The sequence below is a fragment of the Bradyrhizobium quebecense genome, assembly GCF_013373795.3.
In the GTDB taxonomy this organism is placed as follows: domain Bacteria; phylum Pseudomonadota; class Alphaproteobacteria; order Rhizobiales; family Xanthobacteraceae; genus Bradyrhizobium; species Bradyrhizobium quebecense.
Map to the genome: position 1 here is coordinate 3,181,934 of NZ_CP088022.1, position 23,436 is coordinate 3,205,369.

The following is a 23,436-nucleotide window of genomic DNA, read 5'->3' on the forward strand; positions in this document are numbered from 1 at the left end:
TCAGCTCGCCGCTTCACCCTGCTCTGCGCCGCCACTCGGTACGCCGAGCCGCCTCATCGCGTCGAATAGCAGCGCCGCGGCAGGTGACAGCGCACGCTTGCGCAGCTTGATCAGGCCATAATTCTCCAGCAGGAGCCGGTCGCGAAGACGCAGCATCTTGAACCGCTGCGGGTCGACCAGATCGAACACCAGCATGGGAACCGGCACGATCGCGTCGATACCGGCGGCGATTCCAACCGAGGCAAAGAACGACTCGGTGTTGATGACCCGGCGCGGCGGCGTCACGCCGCGGCTCATGAACAGCCTCTCCAGCGCCTGGCGCATGAAGGATTCCCGCGGCTGGCAAATCCACTGCTGGTCGGCCATGTTCTCCAGCTCGACGGTCTCGCGGCCGACCAATGGATGCTCGGCACGAACCAGCAGCACCGCCTCTTCTGCGCCGATCTCATAATAGTCGAATTGCCGGGGGTCGATGCCGGCCGGAATCCTGGCGACGACGAAGTCGAACTCGAGCGCGAGCAGACGCGTGATCAATGGCGGGCTGGTGCTGACATCGAGCGAGATGTTCACCCGGTTCAGCTTCTCGCCGAGATACTGGATCACGTCGACGACCAGGTCGATGCTGGGCTTGGCGACTGTTCCGACGGAGACGGTGCCGAGCTCGCCGGACTTGTAGCCCGCGAACTCGTCGGTGACCTGGTCGAGATCGGCCAGCACGCTCTTGCCGCCGCGAATCAGGATCGAGCCATAGGCGGTGGGCTCGACGCCGCGCGCCGTCCGCTCAAACAGGGGAACCCGCGCCAGCGCCTCGATTTCGGCGAGCATCTTCGATGCCGCAGACTGGGTGATGTTCAACCGCTCGGCCGCCAGCTGCAGCTTGCGCTCATTGTCGAGAGCGACCAGCAGGCGCAGCTGGCGCAATTTCAGGTTATTGATCACGGCCTGCTACCATCCTGCCCGGCAAGGGCCTCTTCGTTCCGATTAAATCGGAACGGGGCTCCAGATTCTGTCTTGACACGTTTTCCTGCCGCGAACCGGTATCCACTTCGCTGGAAAACGCTCTGGGGTTCCCGCGTTTATACCGCGGTGCATCATGACAGTTTCGCCGTGGCTCCATTCCCAAATGCCATTAGTCACGCGGCTGTCGATTACACAACAATGAATGCAATACTTGCAAGGGCAAGGCGACGGACCGCTGCGGGTGCACCAAGTGCCACCCCGGGCAGCGCGATTACCGTGCGCCGAATCGAAAAACCGGAAGGGATGGGAACGATGAGCGACGATGTCGAGAAGCGCGCAATCGGAAAGATGATGCGGCGGCTGATTCCGTTCCTCATCCTGTGTTACTTCGTGGCCTATCTCGATCGCGTCAATGTCGGCTTCGCCAAGCTGCACATGAACACGGCGCTTGGCCTCAGCGAAGCCGCCTACGGGCTCGGCGCGGGCCTGTTCTTCGTCGGCTACTTCTTCTTCGAAGTGCCCTCCAACATCCTTCTGGAACGGTTTGGCGCGCGGCGCTGGATCGCCCGCATCATGATCAGCTGGGGTATCGTCTCGGCGGCATTCGCGTTCATCCCGCAGATGTCCACGGCGAGCGGTCTCTCGAGCGAGTGGATCTTCTACTTCCTTCGCCTGCTGCTCGGCGCCTGCGAGGCCGGCTTCTTCCCCGGCATCATCTTCTATCTGACGCTCTGGTTCCCGACGATCTATCGGGCCCGCGTCATCAGCCTGTTCATGCTCGCGATCCCGATCTCGAGCATCATCGGGGCGCCGATCTCGGGCCTGCTGCTCAACCTGTCCGGAGGCGGCCTGACCGGGTGGCAGTGGCTGTTCATCTGCGAAGCGCTGCCGTCGGTCCTGGTCGGCTTCGCCGTGCTCGCCCTCCTGCCCGACTTCCCGCGTCAGGCGACCTGGCTGCAGCCCGACGAGGTCAAATGGGTTCAGAACACCCTTGAGATCGAGCGGCAGAAGAAGGAAGCGGTGGAGCACATCTCGGTGCTGCAATCGCTCACCGATTCGCGCGTGCTGGCCTGCGCCTTCGTCTACTTCTGCCTCAATGCAGCGAGCTACGGCGTCGCGTTCTTCCTGCCCACCATCATCAAGGCGTTTGGCGTCACCGACACCCAGACCGGCCTGATCGCAGCGCTGCCTTTCGTGTTCGGTGCGGTCGGCATGGTGCTGCTCGGCCGCCATTCCGACAAGACCGGTGAGCGGCGCTACCATGTCGCCGGCGCACTCGTGCTCGCCGCCGTCGGCATCGGCCTGGCCGGACTGGTCTCTAGTCCCGTGCTGATCATCGGCCTGCTCTGCCTCGCGCAGATCGGCGTTTCGGCTGTGCCGCCGATGTTCTGGCCGATGCCGGCCAGCATTCTGAACGGCGCCTCGGCCGCGGCCGGCATTGCCGCGATCAACTCGCTCGGCAATCTGTCGGGCTTCGCGGGCCCGTTCGCCATGGGCTATCTGAAGGATCTGACCGGTGGATTCACAGCAGGCCTGCTGCTGCTCGCGGTCGTCGGATTGATCGGCGCGCTGGTCACGATCAGGCTGCGGATCGATCCGGTCCTCGAGCGATCGATGCGCGAGCCGATGATGGCGCACTGAGGCGCCATCACGAAGCATGTGAAGCGGCCTCCCAAAGCGAAGCGCGAATGACGTCTCAATCTGAGCTCATCGCGCCTTGGGGGTCCGGTCAGGCCGCCACCACGCGCGGACCCGCCACGACCGTTTCCGACGGCGCGCAGGGCTGGCTCAGCATCGTCACCTCGGAGAAACCGACGGCCCTGAGCTGATCGACCATCGAGCGGCGGGCATCCTGCGCCATGCCGGCGTCGGGCACGACGACAGCTTGCGCCTTTGCGGTCAGCAGCTCGGCCGGCAGGTCGACGGCCGTGCCGGCGTCGAGCAGCACGTGGTCGTAGACCCGGAGCAGCGCGTCGATCGCAAGCGCCAGCCGCGGCGATTGCAGATGCGAGCGATCGAAGCCCGGACGCCCGGCGCTGACGATCTGAACCCGCGACTGCCGATCCTTGGTGATGATCTGTGCGAACGTCGCCTCGCCCTGCATCAATTCAGCAAGGCCGGGCGCGCCGGGATCGACCGTGGCCGCCGTCAGCGCCGGCGAGGACGCGACAAGATCGACCACCACGACCTTGGCCTGACGCGCCATCAGACGGGCCAGCGTCAGCACAGTCAGCGTGACGCTCTCGGCGGCAGCCGGGCCGAGCACCGTGACCTTGTGGGCGGCTGGACCGGCCGCGACCAGACGCTCGGCCAGCTCATCGATCTCGTTGGCCGTCCGGGCGGGCGCAGGCTGCGGCTCGCTGACGACCGGCTCATATGCAACTGCGGGGTCGGGCCTCAGATCAGGCTCGGGCGACAGGCTGGGCGCGAGCGGCGACGCGAGCTCAGATTCAGGCGGCGGCGTCAGTGCCGGCTCGTCGACAGTTGCGGTTTCCATGACCGGTTCTCGGCGCCGGATCACTGCGGCGGCCGGCGCGAAGGCACGACCCACCGCGCCGGGCGCGGAGATGCGCAGCAGCTCGCCGGTGATGATGATGCCGGCCGACAGCAGCAGCGTCGCCAGTGTCGCGATCAGCACGATCGGCAGCTTCTTCGGATAGGCCGGCGTGTTCGAGACCGTGGCGCGCGAGATGATGCGGCCGTCGGTCGGCGCGGCCTCGATGTTCTCGCGTGCGGTCGCCTCGCGATATTTTGCGAGATAAGCTTCCAGCAGATCGCGCTGCGCCTTGGCTTCACGCTCGAATCCGCGCAGCTGCACGTCCTGGCTGTTGCTCGACGACGCCTGCTTCTTCGATTGATCCAGGCCCACTTGCAGCGCCTGGACCCGGCCATCGGCGACGCGGGCGTCGTTGTCCAGCGAGCGCGAAATCTTGCCTGCTTCCTCGCGCAATTGGCGGTCGAGGTCGGCGATCTGCGCCTTCAGTTCTTTGATGCGCGGATGGTTGTCGAGCAGCGTCGACGACTGCTCGGCGAGCTGTGCGCGCAGCGTGCCGCGCTGTTCGGCGAGCCGGCGGATCAGCTCGGAATTGAGCACTTCCGTGGCCTCGATCGGCTTGCCGCCCTGAAGCATCTCGCGGATCAGGCGCGCCTTGGTCTCGGCATCCGCCTTCAGCGCGCGGGCATTGTTGAGCTGCGTGTTCAGCTCGCCCATCTGCTGGTTCGACAGCGGGATGTTGTTGGTGCCGACGAACAGGCTCGACTTGGAGCGGAATTCCTCGACCCGCGAATCCGCTTCCGCGACCTTGCTGCGCAGCTTGTCGATCTCGCCCAGCAGCCAGGTGCTGGCGGACTTGGCCTGGTCCTGCCGCGCCGCCTGCTGCAGCACCAGATAACCGTCGGCAATCGAGTTGGCGACACGCGCCGCAAGCTCGGGATCCTCCGACTGGAATTCGATCACCATGACGCGCGACTTGTCGACCGCATAGGCCTGGAAGCGCTCGTAAAAGGAATCGAGCACCCGCTCTTCCGGCGTCAGGCTGAACGGGTCACGGCCGATGCCGAACAGCGCCAGCAGCGACTTCAGGGGGGAAAAGCCCCGCAGCACCGGATCGAACTCGGGGCGCTCGGCGAGCTTGTTCTTCTTGATGATGTCGCGGGCGAGATCGCGCGACAGCAGCAGTTGCACCTGGCTGGTCACGGCCTCGGCGTCGAGCGAGGTGCGCTCGAGGTCGCGCTCGCCGTTCGGGCGCAGGAAGGCGTTCTCGCGATTGTCGATCAGGATTCGCGCTTCCGACTTGTAGCGCGGCGTCACGACGTTGACGGCGGCAAGCGACAGCGCAAACGCGAACACGGTCGGCACGATGATCCAGCTTCGCTTGCGCGCCAGCGCGCGCCCGAGCACATACAGATCGAGATCAGTCGCCTCCGCTGGACGCGCCGTCTTGTCAGGGGCTGATATCGGCGAAGCTGGCCTCGCAACGGCTTCGGCAGTAACGGGCGCAGACTTCGGTAACGCCCGTTGCACCGCGGCCTTTTCCTTGCCTCCATGCCAGAATGCAAAACGCATAACGAACTCCCGCGGACGCCGCGATTCCATCTCAATGGCCGCGATTACAGTCCATTAAGGTTGCTGCTGGGTTAATCGACGCGGTTGACGGATGCGGCGGCCACCACCACTCCGTCATCGTTTGTTAACCATGAGTGCCGTTAATCGATGCCGATATTGTTGCGGGATTCCTCACATGCGCGATCTGCGCGCTCCCCTCGTTTGTCTGATTGCTGCGCTCGCGCTGTCGGGCTGCATGGGCCGGACGTCGCCGGTTGCCGGCGACCCGGCCCTCGATTCGATGGCGTATGGGCAGCAAGGCTTCGCTGTGCCCGCGCCGATGGCCGTGGCCTATGCCGATCCCGCGCCGACGCGTGAGGCCTATAATCTTGGCCCCGGCGACAAGCTTCGCGTCGTGGTCTATGGCCAGGAAGGCCTGACCAATTCCTATGCTATCGATGCCGCCGGCGCGATCACCATGCCGCTGATCGGCTCGGTGCCGGCGCGCGGCCGCACTCCTGCCGGACTCGCCGCCGAGATCACGGGACGGCTGCGCAACGGCTACATCCGCGAGCCTTCGGTGGCGGTCGAGATCGAGGCCTACCGCCCGTTCTTCATCCTCGGTGAGGTCGCAGCCCCCGGCCAATATCCGTATGTACCCAACATGACGGTCGAGAGCGCGGTGGCGATCGCCGGCGGCTTCTCGCCGCGCGCCCAGCGCGACCAGGTCACCCTCACCCATACCGATGCATCGGGCGCCGGCCGCTTTGTCGTTCCCTTGGGCACGCCGATCGGGCCCGGCGACACCGTCTTCGTCGGCGAACGCTGGTTCTGATCGATGGCACAGGATCAAAATCAGGAACGGCCGCTCCGCATCCTGCATGTCGTCCGTGCCCCGGTCGGCGGCATCATCCGTCACATCCTCGATGTCGCCAACGGCCAGATCGAACGCGGTCACCATGTCGGCATCGTCGCCGACAGCCTGACCGGCGGCACGCGGGCTGACGCGGTCCTCGCCGAGATCGAACCGCGCCTCAAGCTCGGTGTCCACCGGGTGGCGATACGCCGCGAGCCGCGCTTCGCTGACTTCATGGTCTGGGCGCATATCGCCGGCCTGATCCGGAAACTGAAGCCCGATGTCGTACATGGTCATGGCGCCAAGGCCGGCGCCTATGTCCGGCTGCGGCGGCGCTCGAACAAGGTGATCCGGGTCTACACGCCGCACGGCGGCTCGCTGCACTATCCGCTCGACACCTGGAAGGGCCGCTTCTACAGCCAGCTCGAGCGCACGCTGATGAACAGTACCGACCTGTTCCTGTTCGAGAGCGCGTTTGCCCGCGACACCTATCAGCGCACCGTAGGCAAGCCCTCAGGCCTCGTCCGCTGCGTCTTCAACGGCGTCACGTCGGAGGAATTCGAACCGGTCGCCAAGGCCGACGACGCCTCCGACGTGGCCTATGTCGGCGAATTCCGGCGCATCAAGGGTGCCGACCTCCTGATCGACGCGGTCGCCAAGCTGCGCGCCGACGGCAAGCCGGTGACGCTGACGCTCGGCGGCGACGGCGAGGAGTTCGAACGGCTCAAGGAGCAGGTGAAGCGGCTGTCGCTCGGCGACGCCGTCCGCTTCATCGGCCACGTCAAGGCGCGCTTCGGCTTCTCGAAGGGCAGCGTTCTGGTGGTTCCTTCACGGGGCGATTCGATGCCTTATGTGGTGATCGAGGCCGGCGCGGCGGGAATTCCGATGATCGCCGCCAATGTCGGCGGCATCCCGGAGATCTTCGATACCCATACCGACGCGCTGTTCGCGCCCAGCAACGCCGGCGCGATGGCCGACGCCATCAAGGCCGCACTCGACAATCCCGCCGCGACCGCGGCGCGCGCCGAGCAACTGCGCGAACGGATTTCCGAACATTTCTCGCAGAGTGCGATGGTCGAGGGCGTGCTGGCCGGCTATCGCGACGCATTTGCCAAACATTAACCATTTCTTGCACACGTAACCGTTTCTTCCGATTTGTCCCCTTAAGTCACGTCCGGGGGAATTTCGCTGTTGCGCGCGGATGCCCATCTGCTCGCGCAGGAATGGACGTGGACTCGTGGAACCGTTTAACGCACGCTCGATGCTAGATGCCGCTGCGTCTGCGACGGCCGCTCAGCCGCAGGTCGAACGACGCCGCCGTCTGTCGCCGGCCGCGCTCGCCGTTACCAATCAAAAAGTTCGCGGCGCCTACTCACCGGTCGTAATCGCCGGCGTGGTTCGCCTTACCGATTTCGTGCTGCTCAGCCTGGTCGGCGTCGGGCTCTATCTCGCCTATGTCAGGCCGTTCGCCGGCGGCATCCACTGGGGATACATCGGTTCGATCCTCGGCATGTCGGCTGCGGCGGTGGTCTGCTTCCAGGCCGCCGACATCTATCAGGTGCAGATCTTCCGCGGCCAGCTCCGCCAGATGACGCGGATGATCTCGTCATGGGCCGTCGTGTTCCTGCTGTTCATCGGCGTCTCCTTTCTGGCCAAGCTCGGCGGCGAGGTGTCGCGGGTCTGGCTGTCGTCGTTCTTCTGCGTCGGCCTCGCGGTGCTGATCGCCGAACGGCTGGCGCTGCGCTCGATGGTGCGCGCCTGGGCGCATGACGGCCGGCTCGACCGCCGCACCATCATCGTCGGTGCCGACCAGAACGGCGAGAAGCTGATCGAGGCGCTCAATGCCGACGATGATTCCGACATCCACGTGCTCGGCGTGTTCGACGACCGCAATGACGCCCGCGCGATGGACACCTGTGCCGGCTCACCGAAGCTCGGCAAGGTCGACGACATCGTCGAATTCGCCCGCCGCACCCGCGTCGACCTCGTGCTGTTTGCGCTGCCGATCTCGGCGGAGACCCGCATCCTGGAGATGCTGAAGAAGCTCTGGGTGCTACCGGTCGACATCCGCCTGTCGGCCCATACCAACAAGCTACGCTTCCGCCCCCGCTCCTATTCCTATGTCGGTAAGGTGCCGACGCTCGACGTATTCGAGGCGCCGATCACCGACTGGGATCTGGTGCTGAAATGGCTGTTCGACCGCGTGGTCGGCGGCCTGGCCCTGCTTGCGGCACTGCCGGTGCTCGGACTGGTGGCGCTTGCGGTGAAGCTCGACAGCCCCGGCCCGGTGCTGTTCCGCCAGAAGCGCTTCGGCTTCAACAATGAGCGGATCGACGTCTACAAGTTTCGCTCGCTCTACCATCACCAGGCCGATCCGACCGCCTCCAAGGTGGTGACCAAGAACGATCCGCGCGTTACCCGCGTCGGCCGCTTCATCCGCAAGAGCTCGCTCGACGAATTGCCGCAGCTGTTCAATGTCGTGCTGAAGGGCAATCTCTCGCTGGTCGGCCCGCGTCCGCACGCCGTGCAGAGCAAGCTGGAGAACCGCCTGTTCGACGAGGCCGTCGACGGCTACTTCGCCCGCCACCGCGTCAAGCCCGGCATCACCGGCTGGGCGCAGATCAACGGCTGGCGCGGCGAGGTCGACACCGACGAGAAGATCCAGAAGCGCGTCGAATACGACCTCTATTACATCGAGAACTGGTCGGTGCTGTTCGACCTCTACATCCTGCTCAAGACCCCGTTCTCGCTGCTGACCAAGAGCGAGAACGCGTACTGAGATCGATTGCCCTCGCTCACGCTCCTCGCAATGACGAGCGTCAGCTTATGTGTCTGTTGCGTTGCGTGAGTATCCGATGGCCTATGCGGCGACAGCCGGGACGTCCCAATCGCCGACATCAGCGCCGCCAGGCGTGCTGGCGCTGCAGCGGGCGCTGGTGTGGCTCGCCGGGGCCTCGATCGCCATCGTGTTCATCGAACCGAGCCCGTATGAACTCGTCACGCTGACCGCCTGCGTGCTGTTCTTTGGTACGGGCCTGCGCATGCAGCTCGTGTTCATGCCGCTGCTGTTCGCGCTGATCGTGCTCAATGTCGGCTACAGCATCGGCGCGGTGCCGTTCCTCGACAAGCCGGAGGTGGTGAACTGGGTCCTCACCTCCTGGTATATGGCCATCACCGTCATCTTCTTTGCAATGGTGATCTCGGAAGATACCGAAGCGCGGCTCGACATGCTGCGCCGCGGGCTGATCGTCGGCGCGATGATCGCCTCGCTTGCGGGCATCGCTGGCTACTTTCATCTGGTGCCCGGCGGCTACGATCTGCTGACGCTGTATGACCGCGCCCGCGGCACCTTCAAGGACCCGAACGTGCTCGGCGCGTTCCTGATCCTGCCGGCGCTGTTCACGCTGCAAAGCGTGGTCACCGACCGCTTCGGCAAGGCGTTCCGCAACGCGATCGCCTTCGGCATCATCTCGCTTGCGATCCTGCTGTCGTTCTCCCGGGCCGCGTGGGGCGGCCTGATCGTCACCGCGGCCTTCATGCTGGCGCTGATGGTGTTCACCAGCCGCTCGCAGGCGCAGCGCTCGCGCATCATCGTGATGACCCTGATCGCCGCGATCCTGGCCGTTGCGCTGATCGCGGTGCTGCTGTCGATCGGCTCGGTCGCCGACATGTTCAAGCAGCGCGCGAGCTTCGACCAAAGCTATGACGAAGGCCGCTTCGGCCGGTTCGGCCGCCACATCCTCGGCGCCCAGATGGCACTCGAATTGCCGTTCGGCATCGGGCCGCTGCAATTCCACACCTACTTCCCCGAGGACACCCACAACTCCTTCCTCAACGCCTTCATGTCGGGCGGCTGGATCTCGGGGATCTGTTATCCGGCGCTGGTGTTCGTCAGCGCGATCATCGGCTTCCGCTACGTCTACAAGCGGGTGCCGTGGCAGCGCGACTATCTGGCGATCTTCTCGGCGTTCCTTGGCATCGTCGGCGAGAGCTTCATCATCGATACCGACCATTGGCGGCACTTCTGGCTGATGCTGGGGACGATGTGGGGCATGTACGCGGCGACCGAGCGCACCCGCGCGACACCGGCCGAGGTCAGCGACGAGACTTCGGCGGCAGCTTGAGCTCGGCGCGCTGCTCCGGCGGCATGTCGATCACCGCCTTCAATGCGCCGGTCGCTTCCAGCACGCCCTTGTAGCCGTCATTGGCGAAGCGCAGCAGCAGGCGCAGTTCGTCGTCGGTGTAGCGGCTCCAGAGCTTGAGCATCGCCTCCTGCATCGGCACGTAGAACTTGCCGATCTCCGCCGCCTTCTCCTCAACGACCGAAATGAAGACCTTGCGGCGGTCGCTCTCGTCCCGCTCGCGGCGCACGTAGCCCGCCTTCTCCAGCCGATCGACCACGCCGGTGATCGCGCCGGTGGTCAGCCCGGTGACTTCCGCGAGACGCCCCGCGGTCACGCGTCCTTCAAGGTGGAGGATGTCCATGCATTCCATGTCGGAATTGGAAATTCCGGCCATGTTTGCAACGGCTTGACCGTACATCACGCCCTGCGCGGATGACCGGCGCATCGCCTCCTCGAGTTCCTGCATCAGCGCTGCGCGCGACTTCACACTTGACAAGGCTGCTCCCATATCTTACTCGCCTAATATCTTATTTTCGAAGATAATCAGCAACTGACCTTTCGTACCCCGCACGGATGCATGGAGCAAGGCATGACCTCACGTCCCCGTAAAGCTCTGATCATCGGCGCCGGCATCGCAGGTCCAGTGACCGCGATGTTCCTGACCCGCGCCGGCATCGAGGCCGAACTCTATGAAGCATGGCCCTACTCCACCGGGATCGGCGGCGGGCTGCAGATCGCGCCGAACGGCATGCATGTGCTGGCGGAGCTCGGCCTCGCCGACGAACTGATCCGCAGCGGCTCGGTCGCGGAGTCCTTCGATTTCTATTCGCAGGCCGGCAAGAAGCTCGGCTCGCTCAACCAGAACATGCAGCAGCGCTTCGGCCAGCCCGCGGTGAACGTGTGCCGCGCGACCCTGAACGAGACGCTGATCGACAAGGCCTGGGCCTCCAACGTCTCGGTGTTCTTCGAGAAGAAGCTGGTGAAGATCGAGGATCGTGGCGACCAGCCGGTCATCGCCTATTTCAACGACGGCACCACTGCCGAGGGCGATTTCGTGATCGGCGCCGACGGCGTGCATTCGGCGGTGCGGCGGCACGTGATCCCCGACGGCCCGACGCCGTTCGACACCGGGCTGATCGGCTTCGGCGGCTTCGTGCCGCGGGCCATGTTCGAGCGCCTGCCGATCGGCCAGAAGGTGGAGACGACGTTCGGACAAAGCGGCTTCTTCGGCTATGGCCTGTGCAGCCCCGATCCGGACACGGGTGGAATGTGGTGGAGCACGCAGCCCTCGCACGGCATGAGCGCGGCCGCCTACCGCCTGCAGAGCCAGGACGCGATCAGGCAGCATCTGCGCGATTTCCACGCCGGCTGGCACGCCCCGATCCCCGAGATCATCGAGGCCGCCGAGAATATCGTGGTGACCGACACGCTCGACGTCGCGACGCTGCCGACCTGGTCGCGCAAGCGCACGCTCCTGATCGGCGACGCCGCGCACGCGACCAGCCCGCATGCCGGCCAAGGCGCATCGCTCGCGCTGGAAGATGCGATGCGGCTCGGCATGCTGATGCGCGACGGCCAGGAGCTCGGGCTGACGTTCCAGGCGTTCGAGCACGAGCGGCGCCCGCGCGCCGAGAAAATCGTGGCGATCGCCCGGCGCAACGGCAACAGCAAGCGCGAGTTCGGCCCGACCGGCGCCTGGCTTCGCGATCACCTGCTGAAGCTGCTGCTGCCGGTGTCGTCCAAGGGCATGGACTTTATGTACGCCTACAATCCGCGCGCGGCGTAGCCTCGGCTGTCATGCCCCGCGAAAGCGGGGCATCCAGTACGCCGCGGCGTATCCGCTCAAGCACAATAGTCTCTGGAATACTGGATCGCCCGGTCGAGCCGGGCGATGACAGGGAATAAGGTGACGCGAAGTTACCTCTCGACCTCGAAGGTCAGCCCGGCGTGATCGACCAGGCGCTTGATGAGCTTGCCCTGCATCGCCGCTCCCGGCGTCCAGAAGCCGGCGGCGACGTCGGGCGTATCGCGCAACAGGCAGATCGCGCATTCCGAGATCATCTTCGAGGTCGAGCCGTAGCCGGGATCGCGATCGCCCTTTATGCCGGCGCGGACCATGCGGCCGTCGGGCACGACCGCGAGATAAAGCAGATCGTAGCGGCCGTTCTCGCGCTCTTCCTTCGACGGTCCCTCGCCCGGCTTCGGCGCGCCGGGCCCGGTCTTCTCCGAATTCAGCGCCATCACCCGCTTGGCATTGGCCTCGCCCTTCTCGCCGGGACCGGTCAAAACCATCTCGTCGTAGACGAACTCCTTGCCGTAGGGAAAGCCCATCAGCATGTTGGAGCGATGGACGTTGCGCGTGTTGATCAGCGCCATCATGAACGGCGCGGTCCATGAGTGCAGGTCGTCCTCATAGGCCGGCTTGCTGCCGCGCGGCTGCTTCGGCCCCTCGAAGCCCGGCGTCAATGCAAACGGGTTGTTGAGGATCGCGACCAGGCTCAGATCCTTGGCGACCGCATCGAAGGTGGCCTTGGCGCTCGCGGCCGTGCCCCCGGACAGCGTGCCGCGCATGTCGCGCACCCGGCCCTTGACGCGCTGCGCCGGCGCACCGAACACCCGCTTGGCTTCCTCCTGGACGAAGAAGGCGCCGAGTTCGAACGGCACCGAGTCGAAGCCGCAGGAGAACACGATCCGTGCACCGCTGGCCTTTGCGGCGGCCTCGTGCTTGTCGATCATCTGCCGCATCCAGACCGGCTCGCCGCAGAGATCGAAATAGTCGGTGCCGCTTTCCACGCAGGCCGCGATCAGCTCATTGCCATAGAGCTGATACGGACCGACCGTCGAGATGACAGACTTGGTCTGCGCCAGCATCGCCTTCAGCGATGCGGCATCGCCGGCATCGGCAACGATCAGCGGCGTGTCGGCGGGCGCGCCGATCGCATCACGAACCGAGGCGAGCTTGTCCTTGCTGCGCCCGGCCATCGCCCACTTCAGGCTGCCGTCGCAATAATGCGCGGCGAGATATTCGGCGACGAGCTGGCCGGTGAAGCCGGTCGCGCCATAGACGACGATGTCGAGTTTCGACGAGGACATGGATCGGGCTCCCTGCGCAGCAAAATGGGCGCCCCTTTTGTCATCGCGGGCGCGGCGACGCAATCAGCTATTTCTTGCAGCTATTTCTTGGCATAGGACACGCCCATGCCGGCGCGGACGTCGGCCTGGATGCCATAGGGTGCGATCGGGTAGCGCAGGCCGTTCTTGGCGAGCTGCTTCATCCCCGCGATCGCCTTCACCAGATAGGCCGGCGGCAGCGCCATCAGCATCTCTTCGTCGGGCACGCCGCCATAGCGGCGCTCGGCAAAGCACGGCAGTGACAAGCTCGGCTCGCCGGTCTTCAGCGCCCGCCCCCACGAATCCGCGCACGCGGTTTCGCCGACCACGCCCCACTCGAACTTCTTGTAGCCGGTGTACTGCAGCCCGTTGATCAGGATGATCATCTGTCCCGGCGTCGCATAGACGAGGCAGATGTCGGGCGGATTGAGGCGTCCGCTGGTCAGCGGGCTCACCGCCATCGCCTGATACTGACCGTAAGGCACCACGTCGAGCGCCTCCTGGCGCTTGCGTGCATCTTCTGCCGTGCCGTGCCAGACGCCGACATAATTCTCGCCGGCAAGCCACTTCTCGTCCTGCGGCGCGAGCCCGATCACCGCGCGGCATTGCGCGCCGACCAGATCATCGCCGGTAATGCCGACGGTCCAGCCGAGCCGCGAGGCCATGCTGACGATCTGGTCCGTGGTGTGGACCGCCGATGGGCGGCGGATCTTCGGGATCGCCTCCATCTCCTCGACGCGCGCGAACATCTTGATGCCGATGACCGTGGTCTTCAGCCGCAGCAGGTTGTTCAGATCGGCCACGATTGCGGAGAGGTCGAACTGTTCCGGCGGTGACTGCTGTTGCATGGCGAAAACTCCCGTGATCGGTGGCTTGGCGCCACCTGTTGATTTGATGTTAGCCGGATTGGCCGAGGGAAGCGACAAGCTCGTGGTTGACCTCAACGTGCGGTCGGTCCCGGCAGCAAATCGTCGGTCTTGCCCGCAAGATGATAGGCAACCAGCCCGATCCACTCCCGTGTGCCGAGATCGGTGCGCGACAGGCCGTCGATCGCAAGCGTCGCGAAACTCATGACATTGCCGACGCGCCAGTCGACCGGATAGGCCTCGACATTGAATCCCGCCTTGCGGAACAGCCCGACCGACCGCGGCATGTGATAGGCCGACGTCACGAGCAGCCAGCGCTCACCCGGCTTGGGATCCACCAGCGCCTTGGAGAACTCGGCATTCTCGACCGTGTTGCGCGAGCGGCGCTCGATGGTCAATCGCGATTTGGCAATGCCGAGGCTCTCGAACATCTCGGCGGCATAGTCGGCTTCGCGCGCGTCGTTCGAGATCAGGTTCGCGCTGCCGCCAGTGAACACGAGGCGCGCGTTCGGATATCTGCGCGCGAGCGCCGCCGCCGCGATGACGCGATCCGCCGCAGTGCGCACCACCGGCGTGCCATGCGCAACCGACAGATCGGCATCGATCGAGCCGCCGAGCACGATGATGCCGTCGGGCGCGCCGCGCGAGGCGTCCCATGGCGGGAAGCGCTGCTCCAGGGCGGAGATCAGGACATTGCCGAGCGGCGAGAAGCCGCAGATCGCGAGCAGCAGCGCTGACGCCACCATCAACCTGCGGCCGAGCCGAGCAAACCGCGTCAGCAGCAGAACGGCGCCAATCACGCCGATACCGATCAGGAAATTGATCGGCAGCAGTATGATGCCGAGCGTCTTGGAGAGCACAAAAAACAAGCGAAGCCTCTGCGAAGTTCTGCTACAGCGTCATACGCCGCCCGAAGCGCAATCAAAAGCCGTCACATGCCCCATCATCATCTGAAATCCAGTCCTGAAACCTGCCATTGGGGCTTCTTCGAAGCAAAGCTGAAACCGGTCCTGACCATCGCGAGCGGCGACGAGGTCACGATCGAGACCGTCAGCGGCGGCCCCGACGTGGTGCCGGACCGCGGCAAGTTTTATGTGCCGCCGGAGCTCGACGACATTCATGCGAAGTGCGAGCGGATGGTGCCCGGGCACGTCCTGACCGGCCCGATCGCGGTGAGCGGCGCCGCACCCGGCGACGTGCTCGAGGTCGATATTCTCGACGTCCAGCTACGGCAGGACTGGGGCTATAATCTGATCAAGCCGCTGTCCGGCACCCTGCCCGACGACTTCCACGAGACCCGCATCCTCAACATCCCACTCGATCGCGCGCGCATGGTCGGCCGCATGCCGTGGGGGCTCGACCTGCCGCTGAAGCCGTTCTTCGGCGTGATGGGCGTGTCGCCGCCGCCGGCCTGGGGCCGCATCTCCTCGCTGATCCCGCGCGCGATGGGCGGCAATCTCGACAACAAGGAGCTCGGGGCCGGCGCCAAGCTGTATCTGCCGGTGTTCGTGCCGGGCGCGCTGTTCTCCTGCGGCGACGGCCATGGCGTGCAGGGCGACGGCGAGGTCTGCGTCACCGCGATCGAGACCGCGCTCACCGGCCGCTTCCGCCTCACCCTGCGCAAGGATCTCAAGCTCGCCTATCCGCGCGCCGAGACCACCGACCACTACATGACCATGGCGATGGATCCCGATCTCGACCAGTGCGTGGTGCGGGCGCTGCGCGACATGATCGTGCTGCTCGGCGAGAAGCGCAATCTGTCGCGCGAGGACGCCTACACGCTGTGCAGCCTGGCCGCCGACCTGCGCGTCACGCAGACGGTCAACGGCTCCAAGGGCATTCACTGCATGATCGCCAAATCGGTCGTTCACGGCTAAACGGCCGGTCGATAAGCCGCACTTGTGTTCCGCAAGCGCGGCTCGATACAATCCCCGTCTCAACGAACAAAAATGGACGGGGACGGATATGCTCAAGGACAGGCTTTCGCCGGCCGACGAGGCTACGCGCGACAAGGAGATGCAGGAGACGCTCGCCGCCTGCCCGCGCATCCTCGATCTCATTGCCCGTGGTCCGCAGGGCGCGCCTGAGGCGGAAGCCGCGATCTATCTGCGTTCGCCGCTCGATCCCAACCCGGTCGTGATCTCGAACGATCATCTGATGGGCTGCATCAAGGCGGCCGAGAACTATTTCCGCAGCAAGGGCATCGGCAAGGACGACGCGGTCGCCGTCCTGCTCCCGGCCTGCCCCGCGACCGTGGTCGCGATCTTCGGCGCAGCCGCCTGCGGTGTCGCCGAGCCGCTCAACCTGCTGTTCACACGCGAGGCGATTGTCGCGCAGCTCAACGCCATCAAGGCAAAATTGCTGCTGGCGCCGCCGCCAGGCATGCCGGGCGGGCTCTATGAGCGGGTCGAAGGGTTGCAGCGCGAGGTGCCGTCACTGCAGCACATCGTGATCGTGCCGCTCGACGGCAGCATCGCGTTCGACGGTGAGGTGCTGCGGCCCGATCCAGCATGGCGCGACGACTACGGCAAGTCCAAGGATATGAGCGAGGCCGACCGTGTCGCCGTGATGCTGCCGACCGGCGGCACAACAGGTCATCCCAAGGTGGCGCGGCTCACCAACCGCGCGATGGTCGCCTCCACCGTATCCTCGCGCATGGCGCTCGATTTCCATCGCGGCGAGCGCGCGATGATCACGCTGCCGCTGTTCCATGTCGGTGGCTTGTTCTGCACGACGGCCAATTGCCTGTCCGCCGGCACGACGATTTTCATCCCCGGCCCGGCCGGCGCCCGCGATCCGGCGCTGATCACGCATTTCTGGAAGATCGTCGAGAAATACCGCGTCAACATCTCCGGCAACGTGCCGACCACGCTCGGGGCGCTGGCCGACATCCCGGTCGCGGACAGCGACATCTCGACCCTGCGCGTCACCGCCACCGGGGCCTCGATCTGCCCGCCGGAAATCGAACGGCGTTATCTCGCGACCTGGGGCGGTGCCTGCATCCAGCAGCTCTACGGCATGACCGAACTCGCCGGCGCCATCACGCACGACGTGCACGGCGTGAAGCCGCGCGCCGAGAGCGTCGGCACCCGCAATCCGCTGGTCGAGCTCGCGATCCTGGACGGCGGCAAGCTGCACACCGGGCCGTGGCCCTCGCCGGTCGGTGAACTGCTGACCAGGGGCCCGCAGGTGTTCGCCGGTTACGTCGACAAGAAGCAAACCGAAGAGGCGTTCCGCGACGGCTGGCTGCGCACCGGCGACATCTGCCGGATCGACGCCGATGGCTTCGTCTACATCCTGGGCCGCGCCAAGGATGTCATCATCCGTGGCGGCCACAACATCGACCCGCGGGCGATCGAGGATGCCGCGCTGGCGTTTCCGGGCGTGGCGCTGGCCGCGGCCGTCGGGCGTCCCGACACCTATGCCGGCGAAGTGCCGATGCTGTTCGTCTCGGCGCAGCCCGGCGCCCATATCGATCCGAACGCGCTCGCCGCTTTCGTGCAGGACAACATCCTGGAGCCGCCGGCGCGGCCGCGCGTGGTCTCGGTGATCCCCGAGATGCCGGTCACGCCGGTCGGCAAGATCTTCAAGCCAAAGCTGCGCGAGATCGCCGCCGGCGAAGCCGCGCGCGAGCTGCTGGCTCGAGAAGGCTTGTCGGGCGAGGTCAGTGTCGAGGCCATCACCGACCCATCCCGCGGGCTGTACCTGAGCGTGAGCGCGCCTGCGGACAAGGCCGAAACCGCTGAGCGGCTCCTCAAGAAGTTCCCAGTCAAGGTCGAATTGCGATCCTAACACACTCATCTGTCTAGTAAATTTGTCATCGGTGGCGCGCCGGAACCAGCTTCCGGCGCGCGCGAGCGTGCGCGTCCAGTTTCGCCGCTCATGGCTTGACGGACCGTCATATTCCTAAATAGACTCTAAATAGCTACTTTTTAGTACAGGCGTTCAGGGTTAAGCGTTTTCTCATGGCTACAGAAAAGGCCGAAACCGACCGCGTCCCGGTCACGTTGGCACTCTCGACCATTGGTTACCTCGAGAAGCTGGTGAGACAGGGCACCCACGGCACGAGCGTCCCGGGCGTCGCACGGACATTGATCGAGGAAGGCATTCGGCTCGCCATCAAGGACGGGTTGCTTGCAATCCGCGACAATGGACGCACGCCCTGACGACGTGTGCGTCGGCGCGGCGGTTCAACAGAACGTGGAACCGTCAAAATGATTACCATCGAGCCGACCTGGACGCCCGAGCGCGTCGACCAACTCAAGATCTACTTTGAAGCCGGCCTCTCCTGCCGCGACATCGCCGTGAATATCGGCGTCAGCCGCAATGCGGTGATCGGCAAGCTGTCGCGGCTGAACCTCACGCGCACGACGCCGGACGAACGCCGGGCAAGGCGGAAGAAATCCAACGCCCATGCCGCGCAACGGGCGACCGCGAAGCAGCAGCTCCGGTTGCTGCAGGCGGTCTACGAACAAGAGCCCGACGATGCGCCGATCGTCAGCGCCAACAACTGCTCGCTGTTCGAGCTGAGCGAGCAACGTTGCCGCTGGCCGATCAGCACGCCGGGCGCCGATGATTTCTGCTTTTGCGGCAACACGCCGCTCGGCGGCATGCCCTATTGCTCCGGGCATTACCGCCTCGCCTATCAGGCGGGATCGCGACAGCGCGCGATGCGCGGGTAGTTTCGACTGCGTCGCAGAGCGTAGATCCGTGCAGTTCCGTCATTGCGAGGAGCGACAGCGACGAAGCAATCCATCGTTCCGTTATCCGAGCATGGATTGCTTCGCTTCGCTCGCAATGACGAGGTCAGTTGCACGCGAAGTCACCCGACCTTCCAGCCGGTCGCCGCCACGATGCCCTGGTAGAACTCCGGCGTGTAGGCCTGCTCCGGGGTCTTGCGCACACGCTCGTCGAGCAGATGCGCGTCGTCGCCGACCAGGATACGCCAGCGATCGGCCTTCACGCCGTCGAGGATGATCTTGGCGGCGGCAGCCGCCGAGGTCGGTGCCTCGTCATGGAAGATGCGAGCGCGGTCGAGCGCGAGCTGCTGGATGTCGGCATCCGACATCTTGGCGACGTCGATGCCCTGCCCTTGCAGACGCTGGCGGGCCTGCCTGAGCTCGTCGGGATTGAGCTGGTCGGCGCCGTTCTGCACCTTGCGCGAGTTCGACACGATCGAGGTGCCGATGTGACCTGGCATCACGACCGAGCATTTGACATGCGGCGCGTTGAGGCGGAGATCGTTGATCATCGCCTCGGTGAATCCCTTCACCGCGAACTTCGCCGCGCTGTAGGCGGTGTGCGACACGCCCATGCCGACCGACGCCCAGAAGCCGTTGACGCTCGAGGTGTTGACGATGTGCGCCTCGTCGGCCTTCACAAGCAGCGGCAGGAAGGTGCGGACGCCGAGATAGACGCCGCCCCAGCAGATGTTGAAGGTGCGCTCCCACTGCTCGCGCGTGTTGGTGAACAGGCTGCCGCCACCGCCGATGCCGGCGTTGTTGAACAGCAAATGGATCTTGTCGGTCGCCTGCTGCTCGATCAGCTCATCGCGAAAACGCTTGTAGTGATCCTCGATCGAGACGTCGGCAACGTGGGTGGTGATGCGCAGGCCCTGCGGCAGCTTCTCGACCTCGCAGAGCCGCTTGGTCTCGGCCATCGCCTCGGCCGAGACGTCGCACATCGCGACATTGCATCCTTCAGCAACGAGCTGCCGCGCCAGCTCGCGCCCCATGCCCGTGCCGCCACCGGTGATGACGGCAATCTTTCCGGCGAAATCCTTCATGTGAGATCCGTTCCTTCCTTGATTCTTCTTGCCTGCTTGTTCTTGGTTTCGGCTGGAGCGCGGATCGCAATCCCAGCCGCTCGGCTGCGGCACTCTACATCACTGAATTATCGCGCAGCAACGGCGCCCGCCCTTCACGCGCAAGTGTGCCGCCAGCAGCAGATCAAGGCAGCCGGCGCTGTAACGATCATTCCGCGCAGCGAACAATCCGATATCGACAAGCGGAGACAACGATCGTGCAGATCCTGAATGGATTGGTCGCAACGACGCTGATGGTGATCGCGGCCGGCATTGCCACTGCAGCCGCTGCCGCCGAGGTCACACCGCCGAAGCCGCGCGACGGCGTCTGCGCCGACGGCTCACGCTGATCAGATCAGACGAGCGCAGAAGCGGCGTGGCGTAATACATCGTCATTGCATGCGCGCTCTCAGATGCCGAGATGATGTCGCTCGATCCCGAACGCTTGTCCGAGTCCTCCCCGTGAACGCCAGGTCGGAGCGCGGGACCGCTCCGCGCTATTCGGCCGTCTCGATCCGCACGGGCGCGCGCCGCCGCAGAGCGCCGCTGGCAACGCTCAAGACAAGCTTGAGCAGGCCGCGCCACGAGAAGTCGATGACCACCTCATGGTGCCGCAACCCCTTGCCGCCCTTCACCAGCCCGAGATCCCGGATCAAGCAGTAATGGCCGCTGCTCATCCGAGCCAGGCGGCTGTTCTTGAAGCGTCCCATGAATGACGAGAATGCACTGCGGATCGATTCCGTCAAATCTTGACGACATCGAATCGATGAGACGGTGCGGGCCCTGCTGCGAGCAGCTGTTTGCGACGGCCGCGCGCGTCACGATCGTCCGCGCCTCGAATCAAAAACCTCCGGCAGGGCATTGCCGGAGGTTTGGGAGGCTTAGCATGAGCTAAGAGCCATCATTCAATGTGTTGGCCGCCACGTATATAGTTTAGTAGATCAGGTAAGTAAATAAATTTGCCGCGAATGAATCGCATGGCACGTCTTCGTTGTTCGCCTGGACCGAAATGACGCAGCCAATCTTCCGCTACCTATTCCAGTCGAAGAAAAACCCCGGCAGTTGCCTGCCGGGGTTCTGTAGGACGGTGATCAGATCAATCGGTATTACCAGTTGCGCTGAGCACGGAAGAGCATCTGGACAGTGTCCTGATCCTTCAGCTCGTAGGTCGCGGTCGGCTTGCCGATACCAGCCGACGAAGTGGTGATCGTGCCGGCATACTTCTGATCGAGATGGACGTAGGTCACGTCGGCCGAGAAGGTCAGGTTCTTGACCGGGGTCCAACGGGTGATCACGCCGATCTGCGAGATATTGTAGTCGGGGTTGCAGCTGGTCACGCCAGCGCCGCCACCGAAGGCGGTGCGGAACGTGCCACCGACGCCGCCAACGCCGCAGATGAGCGACTTGGCCGTGTCGTTGTACATGACCGCAGCGAAGGCACCGTACAAGCTGGTGTTCCAGTAGGGATCCCAGTTGTGGGTGTACGCACCACGGAAGCCCCAGGTCTTGATCGACTGCTGCTGACCGTTCAGACCGAACACCGTGTCGGGTGCCGTGCCGAAGCCAACGCTTTGATAGACGCCGGGCAGGTTCGAACCGCCGTAGATGGCGACCGAGCTGAACTGGCTGGCCAGTTCCTGGATGTTGTAACGGGTCGCACCGTCGGTGTAGACGCCCTGGACGTTAATGGTATCGCCAGGTCCGGTCGGGATGTTCTTGATCGACAGCGCCAGTGCACCAGCCCAACCCCACTTGTCGTCGGGATGACCGGTCAGCTCCGTACCGCCGTAGTAGGCAGCATGGTTGTCATGCGCGGCGACCGACGCCTGGAAGATACCCCAAGCCTGGTCGACCTTGAGTGCGGCGACGAAGTCCGGCGCGATCGTGCCGGCATAGTCGCTCGAACCGTAAGCGCCACCGACCGAGAGGTTGTTCACGCCAGCCTGCATGTACGCAACCTGGTCCTGTGCCGACAGGGCCAGCGACACGCCGTTGCCGAACTGCGCGGTGTAGGTGAACTGGTTGATGCCGTTGGTGGTGCTCACGCCACCGACGAGACCGTCGTAGTTGTTGCCCGGATAACCGTTCCAGGGAGCAGCGAACTGCGAGACCGCCTTACCCATGGTGAAGCCGGCAAACTGGATGAAGGCGTAGTAGACGCCGACCGTACCGGCAGCAACGCCGCCAGAGCCAGCGTTGTTCGGCGCCGCAGCAGTGCCGATCGCCGAATAGACCGACGAGCCGTTGCCCTGACCGGTGTAGGTGTCCGAGGTCCAGGTGAACACCGCATCGAAATAGGTGCGGACCACGCCGTACTCGGTCGCGGTGCGCGTATCGATGTTGAAGTCTTCACGCGAACGCCAGGTGTAGCCGTTGGTGAAACGGTTGTTGGCACCGCTCGCGCCGTTGACGTTCGGGCCGTAGACGCTGTTGCCGTTCACAACGACGTCGGCACGAACGAAGCCGCCCAGCTTGATGCAGGTGTCGGTGCCGGGAATGTAGTAGAAGCCCGGACCATAGAGCGAGCAAACCTTCACGTATTCGACCGCTTTGGCCTTAACGGGAAGATCGGCTGCCTGTGCCCCGCCGACCGCGACCAGCGCGGCGGCCGAGCCCAGAATAAGGCTCTTCGCCAATTTCATATTAAACCTCCAAGTTGCTCATATGCGTAGAGTCCGGGTCGCGAGCGCCCCGTGATCCTCCCGCATTGTCCAAGACCGTTTTCCCCAAACCTCGCACCCTCAGATCAATCTGTGGTGTGCGACGGACTTGAACGATCACCGCAACGGGACGATCGAGATTCCCCTACCGCCGGGTTCAATATGCATGGGCGAGTTGCCCAATCAAAATAGTTTATAAAGTCAGGAATGCGAATGCGGCCACACTGTGTCTCGTCGGCAACGCTCGACTTAAGAGCCCCTTACGTGCTTGGGCAAATTTGTCGCACCCCAAATAGCCGAACCGTCACATACGCATCATAATTGCTTTACGTTCACTTGCCTTCCTGAGCGACTTACTAGAAAAAATGTCCCGCCGACGCGGGAATTAAGAAATAAATCAGCACAAAGCTGAGTCGGCACCTAGGGAAGGGGAAGCTGTGTCAGTGATCAGGAAAGACCAGGCGCGCCTGCGCGCCATCGAGAATCTCGACATCATCAAACGCTTTACGCTCGAGATCTCGTCCATCAACTCGCATCTCGAACGGGTTCGCCAGCTCTGGGGCAAGGCGCTTGGCGTCAGCGGTCCGCAATGGATGATCCTGATCGCGATCTCGGACCTCGACAAGGATGACGGCGTGCCGATCAACGTGGTGTCGAAGCTGCTGCATGTCGATCCGTCGTTCGTGACCACGCAGTCCAAGCTGCTCGAGCAGAAGGAGCTGCTGCGGCGCGCGCCCTCCCCGGCCGATGCGCGCGTGGTCCGCCTGTCGCTGACCGACAAGACCCGAAAGCATCTGGCGGGTCTCTCCGGCCAGCACAAGGCATTCAAGAAGACCGTGTTCGAGGAATTCAGCGAGTCTGAACTCGCCGAGTTCACGGCCAAGCTTGCGATGCTCAACAACCGCCTGGAAAAGGCCTGCCTGATCGCCGCGATGGATTACGAGACCTGACGATGGTCGCATCGGGGCGTAAACAACGCCCGAATGCACTTAAACACCGCATGCTTTGAAA

Annotated in this window: 21 protein-coding genes; 12 read left to right on the top strand and 9 right to left on the bottom strand. The window is 64.3% G+C overall.

Annotated features, from left to right (window positions below; all coding sequences use genetic code 11):
- Complete coding sequence (locus HU230_RS15340) at nucleotides 1-939, bottom strand: LysR family transcriptional regulator (protein ID WP_176530959.1); 939 nt, start codon at nucleotides 937-939, stop codon at nucleotides 1-3.
- A gap of 324 nt (nucleotides 940-1,263) precedes the next feature.
- Between HU230_RS15340 and HU230_RS15345 the strand changes: the two genes are divergently transcribed.
- Complete coding sequence (locus HU230_RS15345; RefSeq protein WP_176530958.1) at nucleotides 1,264-2,601, top strand: MFS transporter; 1,338 nt, start codon at nucleotides 1,264-1,266, stop codon at nucleotides 2,599-2,601.
- 88 nt (nucleotides 2,602-2,689) lie between these two features.
- Here HU230_RS15345 and HU230_RS15350 read toward each other — a convergent pair whose 3' ends face one another.
- On the bottom strand, nucleotides 2,690-5,026 hold the full coding sequence (locus HU230_RS15350; protein WP_176530957.1) for a GumC family protein: 2,337 nt from the start codon (nucleotides 5,024-5,026) through the stop codon (nucleotides 2,690-2,692).
- 175 nt (nucleotides 5,027-5,201) lie between these two features.
- On the opposite strand from HU230_RS15350, the gene HU230_RS15355 reads away from it, so the two are divergent.
- The 4 genes from HU230_RS15355 (at nucleotide 5,202) to HU230_RS15370 (ending at nucleotide 9,985) form a co-directional block, all read left to right on the top strand.
- Nucleotides 5,202-5,840 carry a polysaccharide biosynthesis/export family protein gene (locus HU230_RS15355; RefSeq protein ID WP_176530956.1) on the top strand — a complete coding sequence of 213 codons (639 nt, stop codon included), beginning with the start codon at nucleotides 5,202-5,204 and terminating at the stop codon, nucleotides 5,838-5,840.
- 3 nt (nucleotides 5,841-5,843) lie between these two features.
- Entirely contained in the window at nucleotides 5,844-6,983 is a 1,140-nt protein-coding gene (locus tag HU230_RS15360; RefSeq protein ID WP_176530955.1) for a glycosyltransferase family 4 protein, read from the top strand.
- Nucleotides 6,984-7,098: 115 nt separating this feature from the next.
- Entirely contained in the window at nucleotides 7,099-8,640 is a 1,542-nt protein-coding gene (locus HU230_RS15365; RefSeq protein ID WP_176530954.1) for an undecaprenyl-phosphate glucose phosphotransferase, read from the top strand.
- A gap of 76 nt (nucleotides 8,641-8,716) precedes the next feature.
- The gene (locus HU230_RS15370) at nucleotides 8,717-9,985 is read left to right on the top strand and encodes an O-antigen ligase family protein (RefSeq protein ID WP_176530953.1); all 1,269 of its coding nucleotides are present in this window, start codon (nucleotides 8,717-8,719) and stop codon (nucleotides 9,983-9,985) included.
- Here the strand turns inward: HU230_RS15370 and HU230_RS15375 are convergent.
- On the bottom strand, nucleotides 9,957-10,451 hold the full coding sequence (locus HU230_RS15375) for a MarR family transcriptional regulator (protein ID WP_176535008.1): 495 nt from the start codon (nucleotides 10,449-10,451) through the stop codon (nucleotides 9,957-9,959). The two genes, HU230_RS15370 and HU230_RS15375, sit on opposite strands and share 29 nt — an antisense overlap.
- A 123-nt stretch (nucleotides 10,452-10,574) precedes the next feature.
- Here HU230_RS15375 and HU230_RS15380 point away from each other — a divergent pair, with 123 nt between their 5' ends.
- On the top strand, nucleotides 10,575-11,771 hold the full coding sequence (locus tag HU230_RS15380; RefSeq protein WP_176530952.1) for an FAD-dependent monooxygenase: 1,197 nt from the start codon (nucleotides 10,575-10,577) through the stop codon (nucleotides 11,769-11,771).
- A gap of 131 nt (nucleotides 11,772-11,902) precedes the next feature.
- On the opposite strand, the gene HU230_RS15385 is transcribed toward HU230_RS15380, so the two are convergent.
- The 3 genes from HU230_RS15385 to HU230_RS15395 form a co-directional block, all read right to left on the bottom strand.
- The gene (locus tag HU230_RS15385) at nucleotides 11,903-13,078 is read right to left on the bottom strand and encodes a saccharopine dehydrogenase family protein (RefSeq protein ID WP_176530951.1); all 1,176 of its coding nucleotides are present in this window, start codon (nucleotides 13,076-13,078) and stop codon (nucleotides 11,903-11,905) included.
- Nucleotides 13,079-13,158: 80 nt separating this feature from the next.
- Nucleotides 13,159-13,944 carry a DUF169 domain-containing protein gene (locus HU230_RS15390; protein WP_176530950.1) on the bottom strand — a complete coding sequence of 262 codons (786 nt, stop codon included), beginning with the start codon at nucleotides 13,942-13,944 and terminating at the stop codon, nucleotides 13,159-13,161.
- A gap of 92 nt (nucleotides 13,945-14,036) precedes the next feature.
- Complete coding sequence (locus tag HU230_RS15395; protein ID WP_176530949.1) at nucleotides 14,037-14,831, bottom strand: YdcF family protein; 795 nt, start codon at nucleotides 14,829-14,831, stop codon at nucleotides 14,037-14,039.
- Between the two features lie 66 nt (nucleotides 14,832-14,897).
- Between HU230_RS15395 and HU230_RS15400 the strand changes: the two genes are divergently transcribed.
- The 4 genes from HU230_RS15400 to HU230_RS15415 all read left to right on the top strand — a co-directional run bounded on the left by HU230_RS15400 (nucleotide 14,898) and on the right by HU230_RS15415 (nucleotide 18,644).
- Nucleotides 14,898-15,839 (top strand): acetamidase/formamidase family protein, encoded by a 942-nt coding sequence (locus HU230_RS15400; protein ID WP_176530948.1) that lies wholly within the window; start codon nucleotides 14,898-14,900, stop codon nucleotides 15,837-15,839.
- Between the two features lie 88 nt (nucleotides 15,840-15,927).
- On the top strand, nucleotides 15,928-17,754 hold the full coding sequence (locus HU230_RS15405; protein ID WP_176530947.1) for an AMP-binding protein: 1,827 nt from the start codon (nucleotides 15,928-15,930) through the stop codon (nucleotides 17,752-17,754).
- 173 nt (nucleotides 17,755-17,927) lie between these two features.
- A complete protein-coding gene (locus HU230_RS15410; protein ID WP_016844973.1) occupies nucleotides 17,928-18,128 on the top strand; it encodes a hypothetical protein in 201 nt (66 codons plus the stop codon).
- A gap of 48 nt (nucleotides 18,129-18,176) precedes the next feature.
- The gene (locus tag HU230_RS15415; protein ID WP_176530946.1) at nucleotides 18,177-18,644 is read left to right on the top strand and encodes a GcrA family cell cycle regulator; all 468 of its coding nucleotides are present in this window, start codon (nucleotides 18,177-18,179) and stop codon (nucleotides 18,642-18,644) included.
- 140 nt (nucleotides 18,645-18,784) lie between these two features.
- Here HU230_RS15415 and HU230_RS15420 read toward each other — a convergent pair whose 3' ends face one another.
- On the bottom strand, nucleotides 18,785-19,747 hold the full coding sequence (locus tag HU230_RS15420) for an SDR family oxidoreductase (protein WP_176530945.1): 963 nt from the start codon (nucleotides 19,745-19,747) through the stop codon (nucleotides 18,785-18,787).
- A 236-nt stretch (nucleotides 19,748-19,983) separates the two neighbouring features.
- Here HU230_RS15420 and HU230_RS43630 point away from each other — a divergent pair, with 236 nt between their 5' ends.
- The gene (locus tag HU230_RS43630) at nucleotides 19,984-20,115 is read left to right on the top strand and encodes a hypothetical protein (RefSeq protein WP_275949088.1); all 132 of its coding nucleotides are present in this window, start codon (nucleotides 19,984-19,986) and stop codon (nucleotides 20,113-20,115) included.
- Between the two features lie 147 nt (nucleotides 20,116-20,262).
- On the opposite strand, the gene HU230_RS15425 is transcribed toward HU230_RS43630, so the two are convergent.
- Together HU230_RS15425 and HU230_RS15430 are read right to left on the bottom strand one after the other, a co-directional pair.
- Complete coding sequence (locus tag HU230_RS15425) at nucleotides 20,263-20,442, bottom strand: hypothetical protein (protein ID WP_224944167.1); 180 nt, start codon at nucleotides 20,440-20,442, stop codon at nucleotides 20,263-20,265.
- 429 nt (nucleotides 20,443-20,871) lie between these two features.
- Complete coding sequence (locus HU230_RS15430) at nucleotides 20,872-22,407, bottom strand: porin (RefSeq protein WP_176530944.1); 1,536 nt, start codon at nucleotides 22,405-22,407, stop codon at nucleotides 20,872-20,874.
- Between the two features lie 455 nt (nucleotides 22,408-22,862).
- On the opposite strand from HU230_RS15430, the gene HU230_RS15435 reads away from it, so the two are divergent.
- On the top strand, nucleotides 22,863-23,375 hold the full coding sequence (locus tag HU230_RS15435; RefSeq protein ID WP_176530943.1) for a MarR family winged helix-turn-helix transcriptional regulator: 513 nt from the start codon (nucleotides 22,863-22,865) through the stop codon (nucleotides 23,373-23,375).
- The last annotated feature ends 61 nt before the right edge of the window (nucleotides 23,376-23,436 follow it).

Bases quoted from the DNA above. Each gene is read 5' to 3' on its own strand.
- HU230_RS15405 (WP_176530947.1), top strand. From the start codon at position 15,928: ATGCTCAAGGACAGGCTTTCGCCGGCCGACGAGGCTACGCGCGACAAG.
- HU230_RS15430 (WP_176530944.1), bottom strand. From the start codon at position 22,407: ATGAAATTGGCGAAGAGCCTTATTCTGGGCTCGGCCGCCGCGCTGGTC.
- HU230_RS15410 (WP_016844973.1), top strand. From the start codon at position 17,928: ATGGCTACAGAAAAGGCCGAAACCGACCGCGTCCCGGTCACGTTGGCA.
- HU230_RS15380 (WP_176530952.1), top strand. From the start codon at position 10,575: ATGACCTCACGTCCCCGTAAAGCTCTGATCATCGGCGCCGGCATCGCA.
- HU230_RS15355 (WP_176530956.1), top strand. From the start codon at position 5,202: ATGCGCGATCTGCGCGCTCCCCTCGTTTGTCTGATTGCTGCGCTCGCG.
- HU230_RS15345 (WP_176530958.1), top strand. From the start codon at position 1,264: ATGGGAACGATGAGCGACGATGTCGAGAAGCGCGCAATCGGAAAGATG.
- HU230_RS15425 (WP_224944167.1), bottom strand. From the start codon at position 20,442: ATGAGCAGCGGCCATTACTGCTTGATCCGGGATCTCGGGCTGGTGAAG.
- HU230_RS15375 (WP_176535008.1), bottom strand. From the start codon at position 10,451: ATGCAGGAACTCGAGGAGGCGATGCGCCGGTCATCCGCGCAGGGCGTG.
- HU230_RS15350 (WP_176530957.1), bottom strand. From the start codon at position 5,026: ATGCGTTTTGCATTCTGGCATGGAGGCAAGGAAAAGGCCGCGGTGCAA.
- HU230_RS15370 (WP_176530953.1), top strand. From the start codon at position 8,717: ATGGCCTATGCGGCGACAGCCGGGACGTCCCAATCGCCGACATCAGCG.
- HU230_RS15420 (WP_176530945.1), bottom strand. From the start codon at position 19,747: ATGAAGGATTTCGCCGGAAAGATTGCCGTCATCACCGGTGGCGGCACG.
- HU230_RS15415 (WP_176530946.1), top strand. From the start codon at position 18,177: ATGATTACCATCGAGCCGACCTGGACGCCCGAGCGCGTCGACCAACTC.
- HU230_RS15400 (WP_176530948.1), top strand. From the start codon at position 14,898: ATGCCCCATCATCATCTGAAATCCAGTCCTGAAACCTGCCATTGGGGC.
- HU230_RS15360 (WP_176530955.1), top strand. From the start codon at position 5,844: ATGGCACAGGATCAAAATCAGGAACGGCCGCTCCGCATCCTGCATGTC.
- HU230_RS15385 (WP_176530951.1), bottom strand. From the start codon at position 13,078: ATGTCCTCGTCGAAACTCGACATCGTCGTCTATGGCGCGACCGGCTTC.
- HU230_RS15390 (WP_176530950.1), bottom strand. From the start codon at position 13,944: ATGCAACAGCAGTCACCGCCGGAACAGTTCGACCTCTCCGCAATCGTG.